The organism is Salinivibrio sp. YCSC6 (assembly GCF_004916735.1).
Taxonomy (GTDB): Bacteria; Pseudomonadota; Gammaproteobacteria; order Enterobacterales; family Vibrionaceae; genus Salinivibrio; species Salinivibrio proteolyticus.
In genome coordinates, this window is the sequence record NZ_CP039516.1 from 695,188 (window position 1) to 720,360 (window position 25,173).

The 25,173-nt window shown below is 51.6% G+C and carries 25 protein-coding genes; all 25 read left to right on the plus strand.

Annotated elements, in window-relative coordinates:
* Nucleotides 1–48: 48 nt before the first annotated feature.
* Nucleotides 49–360, plus strand: coding sequence for a flagellar hook-basal body complex protein FliE (gene fliE, locus E8E00_RS03055; protein WP_069587134.1), 312 nt, complete (start codon nt 49–51; stop codon nt 358–360).
* A gap of 15 nt (nt 361–375) precedes the next feature.
* The gene (gene fliF, locus E8E00_RS03060; RefSeq protein WP_096629591.1) at nt 376–2,154 is read left to right on the plus strand and encodes a flagellar basal-body MS-ring/collar protein FliF; all 1,779 of its coding nucleotides are present in this window, start codon (nt 376–378) and stop codon (nt 2,152–2,154) included.
* Complete coding sequence (gene fliG / locus E8E00_RS03065) at nt 2,144–3,199, plus strand: flagellar motor switch protein FliG (RefSeq protein WP_069587136.1); 1,056 nt, start codon at nt 2,144–2,146, stop codon at nt 3,197–3,199. The genes fliF and fliG overlap by 11 nt, the downstream gene beginning before the upstream one ends.
* Before the next feature lie 25 nt (nt 3,200–3,224).
* Nucleotides 3,225–4,229, plus strand: coding sequence for a flagellar assembly protein FliH (fliH, locus tag E8E00_RS03070; protein WP_096629588.1), 1,005 nt, complete (start codon nt 3,225–3,227; stop codon nt 4,227–4,229).
* Entirely contained in the window at nt 4,226–5,545 is a 1,320-nt protein-coding gene (gene fliI / locus E8E00_RS03075; protein WP_069587139.1) for a flagellar protein export ATPase FliI, read from the plus strand. The genes fliH and fliI overlap by 4 nt, the downstream gene beginning before the upstream one ends.
* A 3-nt stretch (nt 5,546–5,548) precedes the next feature.
* The gene (fliJ, locus tag E8E00_RS03080) at nt 5,549–5,998 is read left to right on the plus strand and encodes a flagellar export protein FliJ (protein WP_069587140.1); all 450 of its coding nucleotides are present in this window, start codon (nt 5,549–5,551) and stop codon (nt 5,996–5,998) included.
* Between the two features lie 94 nt (nt 5,999–6,092).
* A complete protein-coding gene (locus E8E00_RS03085) occupies nt 6,093–7,715 on the plus strand; it encodes a flagellar hook-length control protein FliK (protein WP_096629585.1) in 1,623 nt (540 codons plus the stop codon).
* 32 nt (nt 7,716–7,747) lie between these two features.
* Nucleotides 7,748–8,239, plus strand: a complete 492-nt coding sequence (gene fliL, locus E8E00_RS03090; protein WP_077639659.1) for a flagellar basal body-associated protein FliL — start codon at nt 7,748–7,750, stop codon at nt 8,237–8,239.
* A gap of 8 nt (nt 8,240–8,247) precedes the next feature.
* Nucleotides 8,248–9,333 (plus strand): flagellar motor switch protein FliM, encoded by a 1,086-nt coding sequence (gene fliM, locus E8E00_RS03095; protein WP_069587144.1) that lies wholly within the window; start codon nt 8,248–8,250, stop codon nt 9,331–9,333.
* A 16-nt stretch (nt 9,334–9,349) separates the two neighbouring features.
* On the plus strand, nt 9,350–9,748 hold the full coding sequence (gene fliN / locus E8E00_RS03100) for a flagellar motor switch protein FliN (protein WP_069587145.1): 399 nt from the start codon (nt 9,350–9,352) through the stop codon (nt 9,746–9,748).
* Between the two features lie 8 nt (nt 9,749–9,756).
* Nucleotides 9,757–10,140, plus strand: coding sequence for a flagellar biosynthetic protein FliO (fliO, locus tag E8E00_RS03105; RefSeq protein ID WP_069587146.1), 384 nt, complete (start codon nt 9,757–9,759; stop codon nt 10,138–10,140).
* Nucleotides 10,137–10,976 carry a flagellar type III secretion system pore protein FliP gene (gene fliP / locus E8E00_RS03110; RefSeq protein ID WP_096629582.1) on the plus strand — a complete coding sequence of 280 codons (840 nt, stop codon included), beginning with the start codon at nt 10,137–10,139 and terminating at the stop codon, nt 10,974–10,976. The genes fliO and fliP overlap by 4 nt, the downstream gene beginning before the upstream one ends.
* A gap of 11 nt (nt 10,977–10,987) precedes the next feature.
* Complete coding sequence (gene fliQ / locus E8E00_RS03115; protein WP_069587148.1) at nt 10,988–11,257, plus strand: flagellar biosynthesis protein FliQ; 270 nt, start codon at nt 10,988–10,990, stop codon at nt 11,255–11,257.
* 9 nt (nt 11,258–11,266) lie between these two features.
* Nucleotides 11,267–12,055 (plus strand): flagellar biosynthetic protein FliR, encoded by a 789-nt coding sequence (fliR, locus tag E8E00_RS03120; protein ID WP_077455504.1) that lies wholly within the window; start codon nt 11,267–11,269, stop codon nt 12,053–12,055.
* Nucleotides 12,055–13,191 (plus strand): flagellar biosynthesis protein FlhB, encoded by a 1,137-nt coding sequence (flhB, locus tag E8E00_RS03125; RefSeq protein ID WP_077455503.1) that lies wholly within the window; start codon nt 12,055–12,057, stop codon nt 13,189–13,191. The genes fliR and flhB overlap by 1 nt, the downstream gene beginning before the upstream one ends.
* A 166-nt stretch (nt 13,192–13,357) precedes the next feature.
* Nucleotides 13,358–15,463 (plus strand): flagellar biosynthesis protein FlhA, encoded by a 2,106-nt coding sequence (gene flhA, locus E8E00_RS03130; protein ID WP_077639665.1) that lies wholly within the window; start codon nt 13,358–13,360, stop codon nt 15,461–15,463.
* A 26-nt stretch (nt 15,464–15,489) separates the two neighbouring features.
* Complete coding sequence (gene flhF / locus E8E00_RS03135) at nt 15,490–17,037, plus strand: flagellar biosynthesis protein FlhF (protein ID WP_077455501.1); 1,548 nt, start codon at nt 15,490–15,492, stop codon at nt 17,035–17,037.
* Nucleotides 17,030–17,917, plus strand: a complete 888-nt coding sequence (locus E8E00_RS03140) for a MinD/ParA family protein (RefSeq protein ID WP_069587159.1) — start codon at nt 17,030–17,032, stop codon at nt 17,915–17,917. Before flhF ends, E8E00_RS03140 begins: the two co-directional genes overlap by 8 nt.
* Entirely contained in the window at nt 17,910–18,635 is a 726-nt protein-coding gene (locus E8E00_RS03145; RefSeq protein ID WP_077479269.1) for an RNA polymerase sigma factor FliA, read from the plus strand. The genes E8E00_RS03140 and E8E00_RS03145 overlap by 8 nt, the downstream gene beginning before the upstream one ends.
* Nucleotides 18,636–18,690: 55 nt before the next feature.
* Nucleotides 18,691–19,059 carry a chemotaxis response regulator CheY gene (gene cheY, locus E8E00_RS03150; protein ID WP_069587163.1) on the plus strand — a complete coding sequence of 123 codons (369 nt, stop codon included), beginning with the start codon at nt 18,691–18,693 and terminating at the stop codon, nt 19,057–19,059.
* A gap of 30 nt (nt 19,060–19,089) precedes the next feature.
* The gene (locus E8E00_RS03155; protein ID WP_069587165.1) at nt 19,090–19,824 is read left to right on the plus strand and encodes a protein phosphatase CheZ; all 735 of its coding nucleotides are present in this window, start codon (nt 19,090–19,092) and stop codon (nt 19,822–19,824) included.
* Nucleotides 19,825–19,833: 9 nt separating this feature from the next.
* Nucleotides 19,834–22,029: a chemotaxis protein CheA gene (locus tag E8E00_RS03160; protein WP_096629579.1), complete on the plus strand. Its 2,196-nt coding sequence runs from the start codon at nt 19,834–19,836 to the stop codon at nt 22,027–22,029.
* A gap of 18 nt (nt 22,030–22,047) precedes the next feature.
* On the plus strand, nt 22,048–23,181 hold the full coding sequence (locus E8E00_RS03165) for a chemotaxis response regulator protein-glutamate methylesterase (RefSeq protein ID WP_069587169.1): 1,134 nt from the start codon (nt 22,048–22,050) through the stop codon (nt 23,179–23,181).
* Nucleotides 23,182–23,191: 10 nt separating this feature from the next.
* The gene (locus E8E00_RS03170; RefSeq protein WP_069587171.1) at nt 23,192–23,974 is read left to right on the plus strand and encodes a ParA family protein; all 783 of its coding nucleotides are present in this window, start codon (nt 23,192–23,194) and stop codon (nt 23,972–23,974) included.
* Nucleotides 23,961–25,157: a chemotaxis protein CheW gene (locus E8E00_RS03175; RefSeq protein WP_096629576.1), complete on the plus strand. Its 1,197-nt coding sequence runs from the start codon at nt 23,961–23,963 to the stop codon at nt 25,155–25,157. The genes E8E00_RS03170 and E8E00_RS03175 overlap by 14 nt, the downstream gene beginning before the upstream one ends.
* Nucleotides 25,158–25,173 lie beyond the last annotated feature (16 nt).

The window sequence follows — 25,173 nt, forward strand, 5'->3', positions numbered from 1 at the left end:
AGAAAATCTGACCAAGTTGACAAAAAATTGACACAGTAAGGATCGACGATGAAAGCCAATGCCCTGACCCAAGAGATGCAAGCCATGGCGGTGGCCGCGAAAAACGTGTCGCAACCTGCGACGGGCCAACAAGTGAGCCAAGAATTTGGCGATATGCTGGCCAGCGCGATCAACCATGTTAACGGATTACAAAAAACATCGGGTGAACTTGCCACGCGCTTTGATGAAGGCGACCGCAGTGTCAGTTTGTCGGATGTGATGATCGCACGTAATAAGTCGAGTGTGGCATTCGATGCAACGGTTCAAACCCGCAACAAGCTGGTTGAAGCGTACAAAGAACTGATGAATATGCCAGTGTAATGTAGGAATTAACCAGTGGCTGAAGAGAATCAAAACACCGATCTGGCAGTCTCCGAAGGAGCGGCAGCATTGCCCTCCACGGAGCTTGGGCCAGAGATGGATCAAGACGTACAAGACCCGGATGCGTTAGAGCAGTCTGCCAAGTCTGACTCGCTATTCGGCGACTTGGACATGGTACGTCAGATGATCCTCGTGTTAGCGGTCGCTATCTGCGTCGCGTTGATTATGATGCTGTTTTTCTGGGTTCAAGAACCCGAAATGCGTCCACTGGGCTCGTATGAAACCGAGGAGCTAATCCCGGTACTTGACCACCTCGATCAAGAAAAGATTAATTATCAGTTAGATGGCAATACGATTCGTGTCCCCGCGGATGAATACTCATCGATTCGTTTGGGGCTGACTCGGGCAGGATTAAACACCGCGACCGCTGAAGGCGATGATATTCTTCTGAATGACATGGGGTTTGGCGTCTCGCAACAGCTTGAGCGTGAGCGCTTAAAACTGAGCCGCGAACGTCAACTTGCCGCCGCGATTGAAGAAGTTCGTCATGTCCGCAAAGCGCGAGTGCTGCTGGCGATGCCAAAGCAAAGCGTATTTGTGCGCCACAATCAAGAAGCCTCAGCGACCGTATTTCTTACGCTTGGCGGCGCGAACACACTCGGACAAGAAGAGGTAGACTCGATTGTCGATATGGTTGCCTCTGCTGTTCCATCCTTGAAACCGACCCGCGTAACGGTAACCGATCAGCATGGGCGTTTGTTGAATTCGGGAAGTGAAGATCCTGCCACGGCGGCACGCCGCAAAGAATATGAGCTTGAGCGTAAGCAAGAGCGCCAGTTACGCGACAAAATCGATTCTATTCTCATCCCTGTATTGGGTTTGGGTAACTACACCTCGCAAGTCGATGTGTCGATGGACTTTAGTTCGCTAGAAGAAACCCAAAAGCAATTTAATCCCAATACGCCCGCCACGCGCAGTGAATACACCCGTGAAGACTACAATAGTAGTGATATGGTCGCAGGGATCCCGGGGGCGTTAAGTAATCAGCCACCGGCGGATGCATCGATTCCTGAAGACGTTCAAGATTTGAAAAATGGTGGCGCAGGAGACACGGGCTCGGTCAGTCGTGAAGCCACGCGAAACTTTGAATTGGACACCACCATCCGCCACCGTCGTGCACAGTCTGGCATTATTGACCGCCAAACCGTCTCGGTCGCGGTCAACTTTAAGCAAAGTGTGGATCCGGAAACCGGTGATGTGGTGAAAACGCCACTGACCGATGATGAACTCGCAAAAATTCGTCGTTTGTTGATGGGTGGTGTCGGTTTCAGTGAAGCGCGTGGGGACGTGATTGAAGTCATCGCTGTGCCCTTTGTTGAGCCTGAACAAGATATGGCGATGGATGTACCAATTTGGGAGCATCCAAACTTCAACGACTGGGTGCGCTGGATGGCGGCGGCATTGGTAATTATCGTGGTTATCTTGGTGCTTATCCGCCCAGCCATGAAAAAGCTGTTGTACCCAGCGCTCGACGAAGATGGCAATACCGTCGGACCCAATGGCGAGATCTTGGGGCCCGATGGCTTACCCATCTCTCCTGACGGTGATGACATTGGCCTGATTGGCTCGGAGCTTGATGGCTCAAGTAACTTTGCGATGTCTTCATCGGATGTGTCCTTGCCAAACTTACACAAAGATGAAGACTTGTTGAAAGCGGTGCGGGCATTGGTGGCGAACGAGCCAGACCTTGCCGCACAAGCTGTGAAGAACTGGGTAATGCAAGATGGCAAATGAAGTCGCGACAACCGGCGGTGAAGAGCAACCGGGTACCAGCTTTGATGTCAACTCGTTGAGTGGCATTGAAAAGGCAGCAATTTTGTTGTTGAGCCTGAGTGAGCAAGATGCGGCGAGTATTATTCGCCACCTTGAGCCAAAGCAGGTGCAACGCGTCGGTGCGGCCATGACCTCAATGACTGACCTTAACTCTGATAAAGTGGCCGCTGTTCACCGCGCCTTTCTCGAGGAAATCCAAAAATACACCTCAATCGGGATGGGCAGTGAAGACTTTGTCCGTAATGCACTGGTGGCTGCGTTGGGTGAGGACAAAGCCAACAACTTGGTCGATCAGATTTTGCTTGGCAGTGGCTCGAAAGGCTTGGATTCACTCAAGTGGATGGATCCGCGTCAAGTGGCGAGCATCATTATCAACGAGCACCCGCAGATACAGACCATTGTACTTTCGTATCTCGACCCCGAGCATTCCGCAGAGATCCTCTCACAGTTTGTTGAACGTGACCGGTTAGATCTGATGATGCGGATTGCCAACCTCGAAGAAGTTCAGCCTGCTGCATTGCACGAGTTGAATGAAATCATGGAGAAACAGTTCGCTGGCCAAGCGGGGGCGCAAGCTGCCAAAATTGGTGGCTTGAAGGCAGCAGCTGAGATCATGAACTATATGGACAACAGTATTGAAGGCGTGTTGATGGACTCGATTCGCGATCAAGACGAAGAGATGGCCTCGCAAATCCAAGATCTGATGTTCGTATTCGACAACCTTATCGATGTCGACGATCGCGGTATTCAAACCATGCTGCGTGACGTGCCGCAAGAAGTCTTGCAAAAAGCGCTTAAAGGTGCGGAAGATAATCTACGTGAGAAAATCTACCGCAACATGTCTAAACGTGCGGCAGAAATGCTGCAAGACGATATCGAAGCCATGGGACCGATCCGTGTCTCAGATGTAGAAGGGGCTCAGAAAGAGATCCTGTCTATCGCGCGCCGTCTCGCGGATGCGGGTGAAATCATGCTTACGGGTGGTGGCGGCGACGAGTTCGTTTAGGCCATTCACGTATCAGAGGTAAATCATGAGCCTAGATAAGCGTCGTGGCTACATTCGTGCAGACGAAGCACAGACTGAAACCATTGATCGATGGGAACTGCCTCCTTACGGCGACAAGCAGTCTTTACCCAAAGAAACCGCACTCAACTATGACCCGAGTTGGGAGCCGGAGCCCGAACCGGAGCCCGAAGAGTCGGAGCTGGCGCCTGAACCTTTAACCGCGGACGCGCTCGAAGCGATTCGCCAGCAAGGCTACGACGAGGGCCATGAAGAGGGCAAGCAGATTGGCCATCGTGAGGGTTTAGAAGCGGGCCTTGAAGAGGGACGCGAGAAAGGCCACGAAGAAGGTAAAAAAGCAGGCTTTGACGAAGGCTTCGCCGCTGGGCAAGCGCTAATAGAGGAGCGCTGCCAGCATCTAGATAGAATTTTAAATCAGCTTACGCACCCGCTCGAAAAGGTCAACAAAGATGTCGAGCAGCAGTTGCTATTGATGGTGCAAGCGTTGACCAAATCTCTGATTGGCGTCGAAGTGCAGACCAATCCGCACGTGATCTTACAAACCTTACGCGCCGCCATCGAGGCACTGCCGATTGCTGATCACCCCGTTACTGTATCCCTACACCCAGATGATCACGCGGTAGTCAGTGATGCATACGGGCCAGATACCCTTGCCGCGCGCGATTGGACATTACAATCCGAGCCAGCACTGTCTCGTGGCGATGTGCACGTAAAAGCGAAAGACTCGGTGGTGGATTACCGTCTTGCCGAGCGTGTCGACACCTTGTTGCGCGAGTTTCATGGTAAAAACCAAGCGCGCCCGTCGGACGCTGCGCACCAACATACGGATCCTGTGACAGGATCTGAGCAAACCATGCGTGATCAAACCATGCGTGATCACACGCAACAGGAGGCGGACGCACCGCAAGAGCATGCGTCGTCAGAGCTAGACGCTCAAGCTAGCTCACAGGATGAGCAAGCACCGTCGGCTGAGCAAAACGAATCCGTGGATCAGGACAAAGGTGAGTCATGAGTGCATTGGCAGAGCGACTCAAGCACTGGCAAGTTGATAATCTCGCCCCCAAACCCGTCGCATCGGGGAAATTGGTCCGTATGGTGGGATTGACACTCGAGGCCATTGGCTGTCGCGCGCCGATTGGCTCTGTCTGCTCGGTCGATACCCTTAATGGCACCATTGAGGCCGAAGTGGTTGGTTTTGCCGGTGAGCTACTTTATCTGATGCCCAATGAGCAAGTGTCTGGTGTGCTTCCTGGTGCACGTGTGACACCGCTTGCAGAGCGAGGCCATTTGGCGGTGGGGATGGAATTACTCGGCCGAGTGATCGACGGCATGGGCAACCCTTTGGATGGAAAGGGCGATATCTATACCGATAAGCGTGCTAGCTTAGAAGGGACGCCAATCAACCCCTTGGCGCGCCAGCCGATTCGTGAACCCTTGGATGTGGGTATTAAGGCGATTAATGGCCTTTTAACCGTCGGGAAAGGGCAACGCATCGGCTTGTTTGCAGGCTCGGGGGTGGGTAAGTCCGTGACGCTTGGCATGATGACACGCGGCACGACCGCACAAGTGGTTGTGGTGGGGCTCATTGGTGAGCGTGGTCGTGAAGTCAAAGAGTTTATTGACGATATTCTCGGTGAGGAAGGACGCGCACGCGCCGTGGTGGTTGCAGCCCCTGCCGATGCGTCACCACTGATGCGCCTAAAAGGGTGCCAAACTGCGTTGACCATTGCCGAATACTTTCGCGATCTAGGGCTCGATGTGCTCTTGCTAATGGATTCTCTGACCCGCTTTGCGCAAGCGCAGCGTGAAATCGCTTTATCGGTTGGCGAGCCACCGGCTACCAAAGGGTATCCGCCGTCGGTTTTTGCGCGTTTGCCTTCGTTGGTTGAACGTGCCGGTAATGGCGCGGTTGGGCAAGGTTCGATTACAGCGTTTTTCACTGTACTCACTGAGGGTGATGACTTACAAGATCCGATTGCAGATGCAGCCCGCGCCATTCTTGACGGGCATATCGTGTTATCGCGCGAGTTAGCTGACAGTGGGCATTATCCTGCGATTGATGTTGAGCGTTCGGTCAGCCGAGTGATGCCAAACATCACCAGTGAAGAGCAAATCCTGATGTCTAAAGCGGTGCGGCAAGTGTTGTCCGTTTGCCGAAAAAATCAAGACTTGGTCTCGATCGGCGCGTACAAGCCAGGCTCAGATGCAGCGGTTGACCAAGCATTTAGTATTAAGCCGCGATTGGATGAGTATTTGCAGCAAGGTATGAAAGAAGTGGTTCCCTATGATATGTGCGTCAACATGTTACGCTCAACCTTGCAGGGGTAATCGATGGCTGATCATGCACTGACACTGCTGTTGGATAAAGCCCAAGAAGATGAAAAGCAGGCGCAGCTTGCCGTTGTCGCGGCGCAGCAATCTTTGGATAATTACTATCGTCAGCTGGAGCAAATCGAGCAGTACCGCTTGGAGTATTGTCGGCAAATGAGTGATCGCGGCCAGCAAGGTTTATCGGCCAGTGCATTTGGCCACTTAAACAAATTCATTGTCCAGCTGGATGAAACCTTGGCAAAACAGCGAGATGCTGAACATCAGTTTAAAGAGCATCTCGATAACTGCCAACAAACCTGGCATCAAGCGCGGCAGTATCGGCAATCGATAGAGTGGCTAATTGAAAAGCGTGAACGTGAGCAAGCGGAGCGAGAACGCTATCAAGAGCAGCGCCAAATGGATGAAATGGCAGCGATTATTGCTCGCCGTCGTCCTTCCCCCTTCTCTTAATCTCATAATGGCGCGATAATTGCTTTGTCATTACCACGACGAGCGAGTATTCGCCTCGCGAACAGGTAGTTTACACGGTAATGATGAGAGACCTATGACGCAGTCTAACCTGACGCTTTCTAATCTATCTGCCAACATCGCGCCAACGCCAAGCGAGGGACAGCCTTTAGCTGGACAAGCTAAGGCGTCGCCAGAAGCGGGCTTTTTAGCGACATTACGCCAAACGCTTCAGCAAGATGGCGCGGAGGGCGAGTTGCCCGTTGAGTTGATGGCGGATGGCAAAACCTTACTGGTTGATGGCCAAATGATCGATGCCGAGGCAATGCTGGCCGATGGTATGTTCAGTGAAGCAGAAATGGCCCAAATTGCCGATATGACCGCGATGGAGGAAGGGGAAGCACTGCTTGCACGCCTAAATCAAGCTGCCGCGACGCTGAATGGCAAAGATTTGCCTATCAAAGCGGGTAGTGAATTAATGGCCAATGATGACAACATGACAGAGGCCGACAAAGAGGCGTTAAATGACAAAGCGCTGAACGACAAAGCGTTAGCATCATTGCAAGAACAGGTGCATGAGCATGCCCAAGCACAAAAAGTCTCACGAGAAGCATTATTAGAGACGTTGTCACGGCAGCTTCCTGATGATGTCGATCCAGAACAGGCGCTGGCGCAATTGTCGCCCGATCAGTTGGCAGCACTGGTAGCGCAAGTGAGAGCTAATCAACAGGCGCGTAGCGGGACCAGTCTCAGCAGTGATGAACAAGGAATGGCATCTGCACAGCCAGATAAAGCGATGAAGCTCGCGTCGGCATCGATCCCTTGGGCCGAGGCCAAAGCCGGCGCGGATGAAACTGAAAAAATGGGTAAAGAGTCGGTTGTTGCTAAAGACGTCGCCGCAGCGTTGGCTGCGCGTTCGGCAGACAATCTGGACAAGCAGCGTCAAGCTAATCAAGCGACTTATCAGCTGCATACCGGTGATGGGGAGAGTAACAGTAAATCCTCTTCACCATTGACCGCCCAATTAGGGCAGGCGGGCGCGAATGCGCTAGCCAGTCAGCAGGCGCAAGCGGCAGGGTTGAGTAAAGCTGCACTAAAAGCCATGACTGAGAAGGCGGCAAACGCGGATAAAGCAGCGGGAGTGGATGGCAGTGGATCGACACGCTCCGATACACTGATGCAGCAGTTAGCGAATAGCTTAGGGACACCATCGGCGCAAGCACATACCGCGCGTCAAGATATGCAAGCGGCACAAAATGCTCAAGCCCCCTTACCCATGGGACAAACACCAGCAGACGCGGGCGCGGCACTCAGCGAACGCGTGAATGTAATGCTGTCGAAAAATTTGAAACAGGTTGATATTCGCCTTGATCCACCTGAATTAGGCCGGATGCAAATTAAGCTAGGTATCAACAATGACCAAGCGACTGTGCACATTACCGTCGCGAACCATCAAGCACGCGATCTCGTTGAACAAGCGATGCCGCGTTTGCGTGAAATGTTACAGCAGCAAGGGCTACAATTAGCCCAAGGCTCGGTCCAACAGCAAGACAGTGGTGCCCAACAAATGGCATCGGGTCAGCAGCAACATAGCGGCGCAGGTCAATCGAGTGGGGCCGCATCCGGGATGTCGGGGCTCGATGACGGTGTTGACGAGGTGTTAACCAGCCAAACCATACAGGTTTCACACAGCGATAGAGCAGTTGACTATTACGCTTGATGTGGGTGTAAAGATGAGGAGCACGAATAACGATGGCCGATGATAACAATCCAGAAGCGCCTGAAGGTGGAAAGAAAAAGCTGATCATCATTATCGCTGCAGCTGTTTTACTGCTGTTAGTGGTCGGTGGTGCAGCGTTTTTCTTCTTATCTGGGGGAGATGACAGCCAAGACGATATTGTGCTTGAAGAGCAAGCGATGTCACTGCCAGCGATTTATGTCACCTTACCGCGCCCGTTTGTGTTCAATGTGACGGGCGACGAGCAGCAACGTCTCGTTCAAGTAAAGGCTCAGCTGCTGGTACGGGGCAATGAAATGGAAGCGCTTGCCAAAGAAAATTTACCTTTGGTGGAGCACGCGCTGCTGAATACCTTTGGGGCAGCAACCGCCGAGCAATTGCGTACACCGCAAGGCCAACTCGAAGTGAGGCGGCAAGCGGCCGAGAATGTGCGTGCGGCCTTGATTAAAGTAACCGGTGAACCTGTGGTAGAACGGGTCCTGTTTACTGGTTTTGTGATGCAATAGGTGATGACGTGACCGACCTACTCAGCCAAGACGAAATTGATGCGCTCCTTCACGGTGTTGATGACGTCGAAGATGATGATAACGAGCCCGAAGCCGGCGAAGGCGGTGCGGTTCAGTTTGATTTCTCTTCGCAAGACCGCATTGTGCGCGGTCGCATGCCGACGCTTGAACTTATCAATGAGCGCTTTGCGCGTCACATGCGCATTAGTTTGTTTAACATGCTGCGTAAAACCGCCGAAGTATCGATCAACGGCGTGCAGATGATGAAATTTGGCGAGTACCAAAACACGCTCTATGTCCCGACGAGCTTAAACATGGTGCGTTTCCGGCCATTAAAAGGGACCGGGCTTATCACCATGGAAGCACGATTAGTCTTCATCTTGGTGGAAAACTTCTTTGGTGGCGACGGGCGTTTTCATGCTCGGATTGAAGGGCGTGAATTTACTCCGACCGAGCGACGCGTGATCCAAATGCTGCTCAAGCTCGTGTTTGAAGATTATAAAGACGCGTGGGCGCCGGTGATGGAAGTGGCCTTTGAATACCTCGACTCAGAGGTAAACCCGGCGATGGCCAACATTGTTAGCCCTACAGAAGTGATTGTGGTGAGCTCGTTCCATATCGAGCTTGACGGCGGCGGTGGTGATTGCCACATGGTTATGCCGTACTCCATGCTAGAGCCGATTCGCGAGTTGCTAGATGCGGGTGTCCAAAGTGACAAAATGGACACGGATGTACGCTGGAGTAAAGCATTACGCGATGAAATCTTGGACGTTAATGTCGAGCTCAGCGCCAAGCTGTTAGATACCACGCTGTCATTACGCGATTTGATGGAGTTGCAAAAGGGGGACGTGATCCCTGTCGATATGCCAGACGCGTGTACTGTCTTTATTGAAGATTTACCGACCTATCGTGCCAAAATGGGTCAATCTAACGATAAGCTAGCACTCAAAATCGTTGAAAAATTGAAACGGCCAGATATGGCTAAATCAGATATTTCACTGCTTCACGACAAGCCGGAATTGCTTGACGACTTAGAAGAAGATTTACCAATTGATGGTAAAGGTGGCAGTGATACCAGTAATCAAAACCAGTAAACAGGGGTGAGACGTCATGGATCAAAATGATGTAGATGATGATTGGGCTGCCGCCCTGGCCGAACAGTCAGAAGTGGAAGGCTCTGATGAAGTGCAAGCGGCACCATTAGAAGAGCTGACGGACGACAGTGAACAGAAAATTGGCCCAGAAGAGCAACGCAAGCTGGATGCCATTCTCGATATCCCTGTGACCATATCGATGGAAGTCGGGCGCACACAAATAAACATTCGTAATTTGCTGCAATTAAACCAAGGCTCTGTGGTCGAGCTGGATCGATTGGCAGGGGAATCGCTTGATGTGCTGGTGAATGGCACCTTAATTGCGCATGGCGAAGTGGTTGTGGTGAACGATAAATTTGGTATTCGGTTGACGGATGTGATCAGCCAGACTGAGCGAATTAAGAAGTTACGATAAGGAAAATCATGCGTCGGCTTTTGGGAGGCTTGTTGTTTGCGCCGCTGCCTGTATGGGCCGCGGCGCCTGATATTAGTATCGCGACCATGTTGGTATCACTGACATTGGTGCTTGCGCTTATTTTTGCGCTGGCGTGGTTGTTGAGACGATTAAAGCTGCCTGGATTGGCTGGGCAAGCCAATGGCATTCGTATCATCAGCCAACTGGCCGTTGGGCAAAAAGAGCGTATTTTAGTGGTCGATATTAATGGCGAGCAGCTTGTGATCGGCGTGACAGCCACCAATATTCGGTTGCTAAAAGCGCTGGATTCGCCCATGCCGACGTCGTCAAATGCGCCAGCACCGAATACGAGATTTGCTGAGCAACTCGGCCAACTGTTGAATCGAAAATGACTATCAAAACGTTACTTGCGGCTTGGCTTTTTGTGTGGGTGTCACTGTTTTCACCTACCACGTTTGCCCAACAAGAAGCAACGCCAGCACAAGAAACCATTACCACCGAATCGATTGATGAGGCCGGTGAGGCAGTGCGACTGCAGACAAGTCGCAACACCGGAGGCGGGATCCCTGCCGTGACGATGCGCGTCAATCCTGATGGCAGTGAAGACTACTCGGTGACATTGCAGATCCTTGCTCTGATGACCGCGCTGGGGTTTTTGCCCGCCATCGTGATTTTGATGACCTCATTCACCCGAATTGTGGTGGTGATGGCGATTTTGCGGCAGGCAATGGGACTTCAGCAAACACCGTCAAACCAAGTCATCATCGGGATCGCTTTGTTCTTGACACTGTTTATTATGTCACCGGTGATCGATCGCATGAACACGGACGCCATTCAACCCTACATCAATGAGCAAATAACGGCGCGAGACGCATTTGACCGTGTGCAAGTACCGTTACGCGAGTTTATGTTGCGACAGACACGCGTCAAAGATCTTGAGACCTTTGTCAACATGTCGGGTGCGCAAGTCAGTGAGCCAGAGCAAGTCCCGATGACGGTACTCATCCCTGCGTTTGTGACTTCAGAGCTGAAAACGGCTTTCCAAATTGGCTTTATGCTATTTTTGCCGTTTTTGGTGATTGATTTGGTGGTGGCATCTGTCTTGATGGCAATGGGTATGATGATGCTTTCGCCGATGATCGTCTCCTTGCCATTTAAGCTAATGCTGTTTGTCTTGGTTGATGGGTGGAACCTCATTCTTTCTACCTTAGCGGGTAGTTTTGGCTAAAGGAGGCAATGATGGCCCCGGAAGCGTTTGTTGAATTATTTCAAGATGCCTTGTATTTGGTGCTACTGCTGGTGTCAGCGATTGTGGTACCCGGATTGTTGGTTGGCTTGATTGTGGCGATTTTCCAAGCGGCAACATCAATCAACGAGCAAACACTGAGCTTTTTACCGCGTTTGATCGCCACTTTTGTGGCCCTGATGTTTTTCGGCCATTGGATGACGCGTATGTTGATGGAGTACTTCTACCGCTTGGTGGAAGAGATCCCGACCCTGCTTTACTAGGGCGACGGCATGGAATATCCCGCCTCTGTTATTTTGTCGTGGATGGCCAATTACTTTTGGCCGTTCACTCGCATCTCCTCGATGATGATGGCGATGACGTTCTTCGGCGCGCGCTTTGTGCCAGTGCGCATTCGCTTATATCTGTCGCTGGCGATTACCTTTGCGGTGATGCCAGCACTCCCAGCGGTGCCAGAAGAGATTGAATTAGTGTCCTTTGCGGGGTTTGTGGTGTTGGCACAGCAAATCGTGATTGGCGTTGCCATGGGGATGGTCACGCAATTTATTACGCAAACCTTTGTGGTGTTGGGGCAAATCCTCGGTATGCAATCCAGTTTAGGTTTCGCCTCTATGGTGGACCCGGCCAATGGTCAAAATACCCCCTTGCTAGGGCAATTCTATTTATTCTTGGCAGTCATGCTCTTTCTTGCCACCGATGGGCATTTGCAGATGCTTAATTTGGTGGTCATGAGTTTCAAAACGCTTCCCATTGGCGAGATGATTGGTGCGGCTGATTACCGCAGCCTCGCGGATTGGTTCGGTATTATGTTTCAGGTCGCGTTAAGCATGTCATTGGCGGGCATTATCGCGCTCTTGATTGTCAACTTGTCGTTCGGGGTCATGACGCGCGCCGCTCCCCAACTGAACATTTTCTCTCTTGGCTTTGCATTTGCATTGTTGATGGGCTTGCTGATCAGTTGGTATTTACTGTTCGGTATTTTGACGCATTACGATAACCACTGGCAGACTGGGCTTAACCAAGTTTGCTCTTTGATTCGCATTAACTGTGAGCCCAACTGATGGCAGAGAGTGACGGCCAAGAAAGAACAGAAGACGCCACACCCCGAAGGCGGGAGCAGGCGCGGGAGAAAGGCCAAGTACCGCGCTCAAGAGAACTGGCATCCGTCGCAGTCCTGATATTAGGGGCGGTGAGCTTGATGTGGTTTGGGCAATCGCTCGGGGAAGCGTTAATGGCGCTCATGAAGCGGCTTTTTACGTTGTCGCGCGCAGAAGTCTTTGATACCTCAGAGTTAATGCTGGTGGTGGTCGGCGAGCTATTACACCTTATCCTCCCGCTTGGACTGGTGCTGTTGCTGCTGTTTTTTTCCGGCCTCGCGGGGTCGGCAGGCCTTGGTGGGATCAGCTTCTCGTGGGAAGCGGCGCGCCCTAAGTTATCCAAAATGAGCCCCATCGCTGGGGTGAAGCGTATGTTTGGCACCCAAGGCTTGGTTGAGCTATTAAAATCGATTCTTAAAGTCTTGCTGGTTGGGGGCGTGGCAAGTTATTTGGTGTATATCAATCTACAAGACTTCTTCGAACTGACGATTGAAACCTTCCCGCAAAACCTCTATCACGCGATGGATATTCTGCTTAACTTCGTGTTGTTGGTATGTTGCTCACTGTTGATTGTGGTTGCGATTGATGTGCCGTTTCAGATATGGCAGCACAATGAGCAACTAAAAATGACCAAACAAGAAGTGAAGGACGAGTACAAAGAAACCGAAGGTCGCCCTGAAGTCAAAGGTCGAATTCGCATGTTGCAGCGTGAAATGGCGCAACGACGAATGATGGCAGAAGTGCCACAAGCCGATGTTGTCGTGACTAACCCCGAGCACTACTCGGTTGCACTTCGGTATAACAGTGACATGGATAGTGCACCTGTGGTGGTGGCAAAAGGCTCTGACTTCACGGCATTGAAAATTCGTGAGATTGCCGCTGAGCATGATGTAGCGATTGTCCCTGCACCGCCGTTAGCGCGAGCACTGTACTTTAGCACAGAGCTTGAGCAACAAATTCCAGATGGTTTATTTACGGCGGTTGCACAGGTGCTGGCGTATGTTTTCCAGCTCAAGCAATACAAAAAAGGGCGAGGCCGTCGGCCGACGCGCCCAGAAGACGCTTATTTGCCGATTCCACCAGATTTGCGCCACGACTAGCACTCCCTTGTCCTTTGGGCTGCGTGTTTTTGTCTGAGAAGTGACAAAATGCTGACACTTTCGGGGTTGTTTGTTGGCGCAAATATTGCTTTCTCCCCTTCCTCTTATGTTTGACGAGCGCGTCGCTTTTTCCGCCGTTCACCTATCATGGATTTGAGCTTGTAACATGCTAAAAGCCAAGTGGCAGCTGCCATTCTCAGACAAAGTTCCTTACCACCGCTTGCGTGCGATGCCCGCGGTTGGGGCACCTATTCTAGTATTAGCCACCCTCGCGATGGTGGTATTGCCCGTTCCGCCCATGCTGTTGGACTTGATGTTCTCGTTCAACATTGCCTTGTCGCTGGTGGTTTTGCTCGTCACGATTTATACCCGTCGTCCACTTGATTTTGCCGCGTTTCCCACGGTGTTGTTGATAGCGACCTTATTACGCTTGGCGTTGAACGTTGCGTCGACTCGGGTGGTGTTGCTCTATGGCCATGAAGGGCCGGATGCTGCGGGTCAGGTGATCGGCGCGTTTGGTTCGGTGGTGATCGGGGGCAACTATGCCGTTGGTCTGGTGGTGTTCCTTATCCTGATGATCATCAACTTTATGGTAGTGACCAAGGGTGCCGGACGGATTTCGGAAGTGAGTGCTCGCTTTACCTTGGATGCCTTGCCCGGTAAGCAAATGGCCATTGATGCCGACTTAAATGCTGGGCTTATCGATCAAGAACAAGCGCGGACGCGTCGTCAAGAAGTGACCAAAGAAGCAGACTTCTACGGCTCTATGGACGGTGCGTCTAAATTCGTTAAAGGGGATGCGATCGCCGGTATCCTGATCCTGTTGATTAACATCGTCGGTGGCCTGTCTATCGGGATGGGACAGCACGACCTCCCGTTCTCTGATGCGATTGAAGTTTATACCTTGCTGACCATTGGTGACGGCTTGGTGGCACAAATCCCGTCACTCTTGCTGTCAATTGGTGCCGCCATTATGGTGACGCGTCAAAATACTGATGAAGACATGGGGCAGCAAGTTGTCTTCCAACTGTTTGATAACCCACGCGCGCTGATGATTGCTACTGGTATTCTTACCGTGATGGGTATTGTGCCGGGCATGCCTCACATCCCATTCCTGCTGTTAGCGATTATTTGTGGAGGCTTGGCCTATTGGAAATACCAGCAGTATCACAAAGCACAACAAAAAGCAGATGAGCCTGAGCAGCCAGAGACGGCGCCTATCACACCGAAAGAGTTGTCATGGGATGATGTGCAACCTGTGGATGTGATTGGTCTCGAAGTGGGTTATCGCCTAATCCCCATGGTGGATAGAGATCAAGGTGGTGAACTGCTTGACCGGGTCAAAGGCGTGCGTAAAAAACTCTCTCAAGACTTTGGGTTCCTCATTCCGCCGGTGCATATTCGCGATAATCTGGAGTTACCGCCGCATAACTACCGGATAACCCTGATGGGCGTCGCGGTGGGCGAAGCGGAAGTCCGTCCAGAGCATGAACTTGCTATTAATCCAGGACAAGTGTTTGGTCCGATTGAAGGCGAGCCGACGCAAGATCCCGCATTTGGACTCGAAGCGGTTTGGATTGAGCCGAGCCAACGCGAACACGCTCAGGCGTTAGGATATACGGTGGTCGACTCAGCCACCGTATTGGCGACCCACCTGAGTCAAATGCTGACCAATAACGCCGAGCGTTTATTGGGTCACGAAGAGGCTCAAAACCTTGTCGATATGCTGGGTAAACAAGTGCCGCGTTTGGTGGAGGGACTGATCCCTGACCAAATCCCACTGAGTGTATTGGTGAAGGTATTGCAAAACTTGCTCAGTGAGGCGATTCCTATTCGAGATATCCGCACTATCGTTCAGACCATGGCCGAGTACGCTGGAAAGAGTCAAGATCCCGACATTCTCACCGCAGCGGTTCGGATTGCGCTGCGTCGACTGATCGTGCAGGAAATCAATGGTATTGCGCCAGAACTTCCAGTCATTACGTTAGTGCCTGAGCTGGAACAGATGTTGCATAAAACCATGCAGGCCTCCGGTGGTGAGTCGACAGGCATTGAGCCTGGGTTAGCAGAACGCCTGCAATCATCATTAGCCGAGGCAACGCAGCAGCAAGAGCTGCAAGGCGAGCCCGCCGTATTGCTAACGTCTGGCGTGCTTCGAGCGACCTTAGCGAAATTTGTGAAGAATACCATTCCGACGCTACGTGTCTTGTCATATCAAGAAGTGCCGGATGAGAAACAAATTCGTATCGTCAATGCGGTCGGTAATAATTAATACCGTTATTTGAGTAGGGCAGAGCTTTGAAAATCAAACGTTTTTTTGCTAAAGACATGCGTACTGCACTTGGCCAAGTCAAAGAAGAGCTCGGTGCGGATGCGGTGATCATGTCTAACAAAAAAGTGACTGGTGGTGTGGAAATTGTTGCTGCCGTCGATGCCGATACAGATCCTGTTCCTGCCAAGCCGCAGCCACAGGCTCATGCACAAGAGCAGGCGGCGCAGGCATACTCAAATGCACACCGCCAGCTCGCTGACGACAAGGTCCAATTGCGCCAACGCCAACAAGCGGCGCCGCGCAATCAGCGACCGCCCCGTTTTTCGGCCATGCTCGATGAATATCGAGATAAATCAGGCCCAGCAGACCGTGCGCCTCAAAACGAAGCCGACTCCCTGTCTGCGTTGTTGCAACGACAACAAAAACAGTCATCTCGCCCCGACCCTCAACGTCATTCGAATTCGAGAGAACCTGAGCGGCCTGCCGCATTGGGGCGAGGTTATGAACCTCGTCGCGAGTTGAAGAGCAATGGTCGTGGCAGTTGGCAAGATGCAGGGCGCCAGCATCAACAGCCGGGTAGCAAGCCTAAACTGGATCCTTCCCGGTTCGAAGCGCGCCAGTCGCAATCGTCCAATGAAGAGATTGAAGCGATGCGCCAAGAAATGGCCTCCATTCGTAGCTTGCTTGAACATCAGCTGTCAGGCTTGATGTGGCAAGAGGTTGAACGTAGAGAGCCGCTGCGTGCCATGCTGATTAAACGCTTGGAGCGCATGGGGTTATCGTCTGACCTATCGGATCAGCTCGCGTGTTATATCCCAGAAGACACGCCTCCCACTGAAGCTTGGCAAGCGCTGCTTGATTTGGTCGCTGACCAAATCATCACCGTGGATGAAAACATGCTTGAAACAGGCGGCGTGATTGCGCTTTTGGGCCCTACCGGAGTAGGAAAAACTACCACGATCGCCAAGCTTGCGGCCCGTGCCGCCATGGACTTTGGCCCTGAAGAAATCGCGCTAGTCACCACAGATACGTTTCGTATCGGGGCGCATGAACAACTTGCGACCTATGGGCGTATTCTTGGCTGTCCGGTCAAGGTGGCTAAAGATGCCGATGAACTGGCCGACATCCTTTATCAACTGCGTCATAGACGTTTGATATTGCTTGATACTGCCGGAATGGGTCAGCGCGATCTGCGCCTTTCAGAGCAGCTCGATACATTAATGCAAAACAGCGGTTCGCATATCCGCAGCTTGCTGGTTTTGCCTGCGACGTCCCAACGTCGCGTATTACAAGAAACCATTGAACATTTTCGTCGTATTCCTTTGTCCGGCTGCGTGCTGACAAAGCTGGACGAATCTCTAAGCCTCGGTGAGCTGTTGTGTGTCACCATCGAAAATGCCCTGCCTGTTGCTTACTTAGCTGACGGGCAACGTGTGCCGGAAGATATCCGCCAAGCGACAGGACACTTCCTCGTGTCAAAAGCCAGCGAAATGCTGGAATCAGGCGCGGATCAGCACAATCACTTCTGGAGCAGTGATGTCCCAGAGTCGAATGGGGCGGACTTTTATGATTGAGACAACCATGCAAGATCAAGCAAGCGGCCTTCGCCGTCTAACCAACCCCTCACGGACTAAAGTCATCACAGTGACTGGCGGTAAAGGTGGTGTGGGGAAAACAAATGTCACCCTAGGAATGGCGGCCTCTATGGCGCGCCAAGGCAAAAAAGTCATGGTGCTTGACGCAGACCTTGGCTTGGCGAATGTCGATGTGTTGCTCGGATTACGAGCCGGCAAGAACTTGTCTCACGTCCTTCAAGGTGTTTGTGATTTGAAAGACATCATCATTGAAGGGCCGCACGGTATGAAAATTGTGCCAGCATCGTCTGGAATGCAAGGCATGACCGAGCTAACTCCCGCGCAACATGCTGGTTTGATTCGCGCTTTTGGTACACTCGAAGAAGAGGTTGATGTACTCTTAGTAGATACCGCTGCGGGGATCTCTGATATGGTACTGAGCTTTTCGCGTGCAGCGCAAGATGTGGTGGTCGTGGTGTGCGATGAGCCTACTTCGATAACCGATGCCTATGCTCTGATCAAGATTTTAAGCCGTGAACATGGCGTGAATCGCTTTAAAATCGTAGCAAATATGGTCAGAAGCTACCGTGAAGGGCGAGATTTGTTCACAAAATTAACGCGAGTCACTGAAAGGTTTCTAAATGCTAATCTAGAATTAGTGGCATGTGTTCCTGTGGATGAAAGAGTGAGGCAAGCAGTGAGAAAACAGAAAGTTGTTATCGACGCATTTCCTCGCTCGCCAGCGTCGCTGGCTTTAAACGCTCTGGCGAATAAAGCGCTGACGTGGCCGGTACCGCGTAACCCTGGTGGTCATCTGGAGTTTTTTGTTGAGCGTTTGCTGATCAAAAATGATGACGCAGGAGAGTTAATTCGTGAATAAAGCGCTCACCTATAGTCGCACGGGTGATAATGGCCAAGGGGTACTCGAACGATACTCAAGCTTGGTCAAACGGATAGCGCACCACTTGATGGGGCGCTTGCCGCCGAGTGTACAAGTCGAAGATTTAATTCAAGCAGGCATGATAGGTTTGCTTGAAGCGCAGCAAAATTATGATCCGAGTAAGGGCGCAAGTTTTGAAACCTATGCCGGTATTCGGATTCGCGGTGCTATGCTGGATGATATGCGCCGTGGTGACTGGGTGCCACGCTCGGTCCACAAAGCAAGCAGGACAATCAGTGATGCGATAGCCTCACTGGAAAAGGAATTAGGCCGTGATCCCACGGATGTAGAAGTGGCACAACGGCTTGATATGAGCCTAGATCAGTATCATCAGGCACTGAATGACGTTAACTGTGGCCGATTAATCGGCATGGACGACTTAGGTGTCTCCGAAGATGCATTTACAACCGACAGTCATCGCAACGACAATCTTCCCTTTCAGGATGTTGCGGAGGATAATTTCAAAGCGGCATTGGCCGCGGCGATAAAAAGTCTTCCCGAAAGAGAAGCACTGGTGCTATCTCTTTATTATGATGAGGAATTAAACCTCAAAGAGATAGGGGCAGTGATTGGGGTGAGTGAATCCCGGGTCTGTCAGATTCAGAGTCAGGCCACGCAACGATTGAGAGCCAAGCTTTCCGCTTGGCATAGTGAGTAAGTAACAGTTTCGACAATAAAACGAGACCTCACCGGAGGCAACCTTGGATAAAAACATGAAAATTCTCGTTGTTGATGATTTTTCAACAATGCGCCGTATCGTAAAGAATCTTCTTCGTGACTTAGGTTTCAACAATACCGTTGAAGCGGATGACGGCTTAACAGCGCTGCCAATCCTCAAAAAGGGCGGTATTGATTTTGTCGTGACCGATTGGAATATGCCTGGGATGCAGGGAATCGATTTGCTCAAAGAGATCCGAAAGGATGACTCGCTGAAGCATCTCCCTGTACTGATGATCACTGCCGAAGCGAAGCGTGAGCAGATTGTTGAAGCTGCGCAAGCAGGCGTGAACGGTTATATCGTAAAGCCTTTTACTGCTGCCACACTGAAAGAGAAGCTCGATAAAATTTTCGAGCGCATGTAATTAGCAAGCGCACAGTAAAAGGTAATCGTCATGATCAATCTGGACCAAGCGAAACAATTGGTCGCGTATCTTGAGAGTGGAGAGCAAGATAACGCTAATGCGCTTCTCGCTGATATCGCGAAAGAGGCGCGAGACCCACTGTTTAATGAAGTGGGCAAACTCACCCGCCAATTACACGACTCTATCTCCAACTTTCGCTTGGATCCCAGAATTGGTGATTTGGCGACTGTCGATATTCCTGACGCTCGCGATCGCCTCACTTATGTGATGGAGAAAACCGAGCTTGCGGCCAACCGCACCATGGATGCGGTTGAACGTACCATGCCTATTGCCAGTGAGTTGCAAGATAATTTGCAAGCGGTTAGGCCAAATTGGAACAGCTTGATGCGGGGTGAAATCGCCCTGGATGAGTTTAAAAGCCTTTGCCACAACATCGACGAGTTGTTGACCCAGGTGGAAGGCGGAGCGACAGAGCTTCACGGCCATTTGACCGATATTTTGATGGCTCAAGATTTTCAAGATCTCACCGGCCAAGTGATTCGACGTGTTATCGAACTTGTGCAAGAAGTTGAACAACAACTCGTCGAAATTCTGACTGCATTCGGCATGGAAAATGACGAGACGGCGGGAGAAGCGCCGTCTCAACAAGAAGATACCGTTGACAAGTCAGCGCCGGAAGGACCGATTATTCATCCTGAAGAGCGTGATGACGTGGTCCACAGCCAGGATGATGTCGATGACTTATTATCGAGTTTGGGTTTTTAGAGGTGCGCTATGAGCTTTGAAATGGATGAAGAAATCCTTCAGGACTTTTTGATTGAAGCGGGAGAAATCCTTGAGCAGCTGTCTGAACAGCTGGTCGACTTGGAGCGTGCCCCTGATGATTCAGACTTGCTGAATGCCATCTTCCGTGGCTTCCACACCGTAAAAGGCGGGGCTGGCTTTTTGGGCCTTAATGCGCTGGTTGACACATGTCACGGTGCGGAAAATGTCTTTGATACGCTGCGTAACCATGGTCGAGAGTTGACCTCAGATGTGATGGACACCATTTTGCAAGCGTTGGATACCATCAATGATCAATTCTCAGCGGTTCAAAGTAGTGAAGAGCCGGCAGCGGCCTCGCCTGAGTTGCTAGAGGCGCTGCACCGCTATGCGAAACCTGCCAGTGCAGACGAGCAGGCGGCTGAGCCAGAGCCAGAACCAACGCCAGAGCCAGAACCAGAACCAGAGCCGACCCCAGAACCGGAAGCCTCAGCGTCGAGTGATGACGCGATCAGTGGTGATTCGGTCGATGAGATCACCCAAGACGAATTTGATCGCTTACTCGATCAACTGCATGGCGAAGGGAAAGCGCCGACAGCAGGCGGCGATAGCCAAGACAAGCCCGATGTGGTTGCAGACACAGAGGCCGACAGTGGTGATATCACCGATGACGAATTCGAGAAACTGCTAGACGATTTACACGGTGCGGGTAAAGGCCCCGCGGCAAATAGCAACGACAAACCAGAGCAGACCGCTTCTGAAAAAGCGCCAGCGAGTGGCGGTGATGATGAATTCATCGATGACGATGAGTTCGAAAAGCTGCTCGATGATTTGCACGGGAAAGGAAAAGGACCTGCCGCGGGCGATACGCCGCCAGCAGCGGCAAAAGCAGAAGCGCCTAAAGCTGAACCAAAGCCCGAGCCCAAGCCAGAACCCAAAAAAGCGGAACCCGCTAAACCCAGTACGCCTGCTAAGGCGGGGGCTGGCAATAAGGCCCCGGCTGCGCCAGAAAAAGCACCGGAGAAAAAACCACCTGCCGCCCCACAGCAGGAGCAAACCGTTCGCGTTAATACCTCAACCCTCGATGCCATCATGAATATGGTGGGGGAATTGGTTCTGGTACGTAACCGCTTAGTGAGCTTGGGGCAAAGTAGCAACAACGAGAGCATGTCCAAAGCGGTCACCAACCTTGATGTGGTCACCGCCGACCTTCAAGGCGCGGTCATGAAAACGCGCATGCAGCCAATCAAAAAAGTATTTGGTCGTTTTCCACGCGTGGTACGTGATTTAGCGCGTAGCTTGAAGAAAGAAATCGTCCTTGAGATGAAAGGCGAAGAAACCGACTTGGATAAAAACTTGGTTGAGGCATTGGCCGACCCCATGGTCCACTTGGTGCGTAACTCGGTTGACCACGGCATTGAAATGCCAGACGTACGTGAAAAGGCGGGTAAGCCACGAGTGGGTACCATCACCTTGAAAGCGTCGCAAGAAGGTGACCATATTCTGCTGACTATCGAAGACGATGGTGGCGGTATGGATGCGGAGAAACTGAAAGGCATCGCGGTCGATCGTGGTGTCCTAGATGCGGATGCTGCGGCACGACTGACTAACAGTGAAGCGTATAACCTGATTTTCGCCCCCGGTTTCTCTACCAAAACCGAGATCTCAGATATCTCTGGACGTGGTGTTGGTATGGACGTGGTGAAAACGGGGATCACCAAGCTCAACGGTTCGATTAACATCGACTCTGAGTTGGGGCGCGGTACCATTATTGAAATCAAGGTTCCGCTAACGTTGGCTATTCTCCCCACATTGATGGTAGGTGTCGGCGATAATCCGTTTGCGTTCCCACTGTCTAACGTGAGTGAAATTATTAGCTTAGATATGTCTCGTACCAATACGGTGGATGGACAACTAACACTCATTGTGCGGGACAAAGCGATTCCGCTGTTCTTCTTACAAGATTGGCTGTGCAAGGGTCAGTCTGATATCGATAAAACCAAGGGCCATGTGGTGATTGTGCAAATTGCCCATCAACGCATTGCGTTTGTGGTGGACACCTTGTTCGGTCAAGAAGAAGTGGTCATTAAGCCGCTAGATGAACTTCTACAAGGGACTCCCGGTATGGCTGGGGCAACCATCACCAGTGATGGACATATTGCTCTTATCCTCGATGTGCCCAACCTGCTAAAACATTACGCGGGTTAATTTGAGAAAAGGAAGCGCATGGCAGTGAAAGTTCTGGTGGTGGATGACTCAAGTTTCTTCCGCCGCCGCGTCAGTGAGATTATCAACGGCGATCCTAGGCTGGAAGTGATTGATACCGCGGTGAATGGCAAAGAAGCGGTAGAGAAGGTTGCTCAGCTCAAACCTGACGTCGTGACCATGGATATTGAGATGCCTGTTCTGGATGGTATCTCTGCGGTACGTCAGATCATGGCACAGACGCCGACGCCGATCTTAATGTTTTCGTCTCTGACTCATGAAGGCGCAAAAGCGACGCTTGATGCGCTCGAAGCGGGGGCCTTGGACTTCTTACCCAAGAAATTTGAGGATATCGCACGTAATCGTGATGAAGCGACCAGCTTACTTCAACAGCGCGTCCTCGAAATTGCGCGCAAGCGCTCTTTCTTGCGTCGTCCTAGCAAACCAGCACCGAGTGCGACAACAGGACAAACTGCCTCGCCAGCGGGTGGCGCACGTGCGCCTGTCCGTCCTGCGGCGCCAAACGCAGCCCCTGCGGCAAAATCAAAGGCACCTGCGCGATTTACTGCAAGTGGTAAACGCTATCAGCTCGTTGCGATCGGCACATCGACTGGTGGACCCGTCGCACTGCAAAAAGTGTTGACCAAGCTTCCCGCCAACTTCCCACTACCGATCGTGCTTATCCAACATATGCCGGCAACATTTACGGCAGCATTTGCACAGCGTTTGAATGGGTTGAGTCAGATTACAGTTACCGAAGCCAAAGACGGTGATGCATTAAAGCCGGGCCATGCTTACTTGGCGCCGGGTGGCATGCAGATGATGATAGATGGCCGGCCGGGCGCAGCGCGCTTGAAAATTTTAGATGGCGGTGAGCGCATGAACTATAAGCCCTGTGTCGATGTCACCTTTGGCTCGGCGGCCAAAGTCTATGGTGACAAGGTCCTTTCGATGGTGTTGACAGGCATGGGGGCAGATGGCCGAGAAGGCGCACGAATGCTGAAGAGCGCAGGCTCCACCATATGGGCACAAGACGAAGAAAGCTGTGTCGTTTACGGTATGCCTCAAGCGGTGGCTAAAGCGGGTATTTCATCGGAGGATTTACCGCTCGATCGTATCGCAGAGCGTATTCTGGTTGAGCTGAATTTAAAATAAGGAGTGGGGCTTGATAGTCTGGAGTATCGCCAACCAAAAAGGCGGTGTCGGTAAGACAACCACCACAGTGACACTGGCCGGTTTAATTAGCGAACGTAAAAAGCGCGTTCTGCTGGTGGACACGGACCCGCACGCCTCCTTGTCGACCTATCTAAATTTTGACTCTGAGCAGTTGCCTGCGAGCTTATTCGATCTTTTTCAGCTGCAAACCGTGAATAAAGAAACGGTGAAGCCACTGATTGTGCGCACCCAGTTCGACAACATGGATTTGATTCCTGCGCATATGTCCCTTGCGACACTAGACCGAGTGATGGGTAATCGCGGCGGGATGGGGTTGGTGCTTAAAAAGGCACTCGATTCTCTGGCTGATGAGTACGATTATGTCCTCATTGATTGCCCGCCTATACTGGGGGTGATGATGGTGAATGCATTGGCAGCGAGTCACCGTGTGTTGATCCCAGTACAAACAGAATTTTTGGCAATGAAAGGGTTAGAGCGTATGATGCGCACCCTGCAGATCATGCAGAAGTCGCGAACCTCTAATTTTAACTTAACGATCATACCGACCATGTATGACAAGCGAACTCGCGCATCGTTAGAAACATTGCAAGAGCTTAAAGTGCGTTATAGCGATCAGGTTTGGGCATCGGCGGTGCCCATCGACACCAAATTCCGCGATGCGAGCCTAAAACATATGCCCGCGTCGTTTTATGCAAAAAATTGCCGCGGCGTTTTTGCCTACAAGACACTGTTAACGTATTTGGAGCGACTGGAGCAGGATGAACAAGCATAATGCCCTATCCAGTGGTCAGGCGCTCGATGACTATTTTGAAGCCTTACTGGATGACTTAGACGAGACCCGTGCACCTCAGCAAGAGGCCGTTGCTGAAGATAGCGTGCGTCAGTCAGACAGCGAACCAAGTTGGCAGAAAACGGCGACGCCACTTGACCCAGATTATCAGCTTGAGCCTCAGCCTAAGCTTGCCCCTGATGAGACCGACGTTGAGCCGGTGGCATTTGCTGAACCAGAACGCGATCTCGCCGAGGTTGAGCGCTTGCTTGCGCAACTGAAAGTGGATGAAGAAGCCGAACTGGCGCAAGCCGAAGCGGAGGTTGAGCCTCAAGTAGAAACGGCGACTGAAACAGACACTCCTGATGTGGATACAGTGGTTGAGCCTGACCTTGAGGTTACCACTGAGACAGACATTGAGAGCGACACAGAGGTGACAACCGAGACGTTGCTGGATGAGCCTATCGTGGACACCGAGGTGACCGAAGAGGTAGCGGTTGAAACCGAGCAGGCACAGGCAATCGATCTTGATGCTGAAATGATGGTTGAGCCCCAGACCGATCTGGAGGCGGATATTGCCACTGATGCCGAGCTTGACACTGCAGTGGATCGTGACACCGAGGTAGATCTTGAAACCGAGGTGGAAGCCGAGCAAACAGTCGATGTCGAGTCAGCAGTGGAGCCAGAGACCCAAGCTGGAGAGGACCTGCCGCCAACCCAATGGGAAAATGTGGAAACCGCCTCTGAGTTTCAGGTGTTATTTTTTGAGAGTATGGGCGTGACCTATGCGGTGCCGCTCGCGGAGTTAGGCGGGATCCACCAATTGGGAGATTGCAATCACTTGATTGGTCGTCCTGACTGGTATCTGGGTTTGCAGACAGAAAAACACCAACAGCTTGATGTGGTCGATACCGCCCGTTGGGTGATGCCAGAAAAACTGGCAGATAATAGCCACAGAGATGACTATAATTACATAGTAATACTGGGTGATAGTAAGTGGGGACTGGCCTGTAATCGCTTATTGGGCACTCAGGCATTAAGTGGTAAAGCAATTCGCTGGCGCAAGCAAGCCGGAAAGCGGCCTTGGTTGGCGGGTATGGTCAAAGAAAAAATGTGTGCCCTGATCCATGTTCAAGCATTTATTGCTATGTTAAATCAGGGGATTGACGCCAAAGCGATGGCGTAATGATAAATTGCACAGC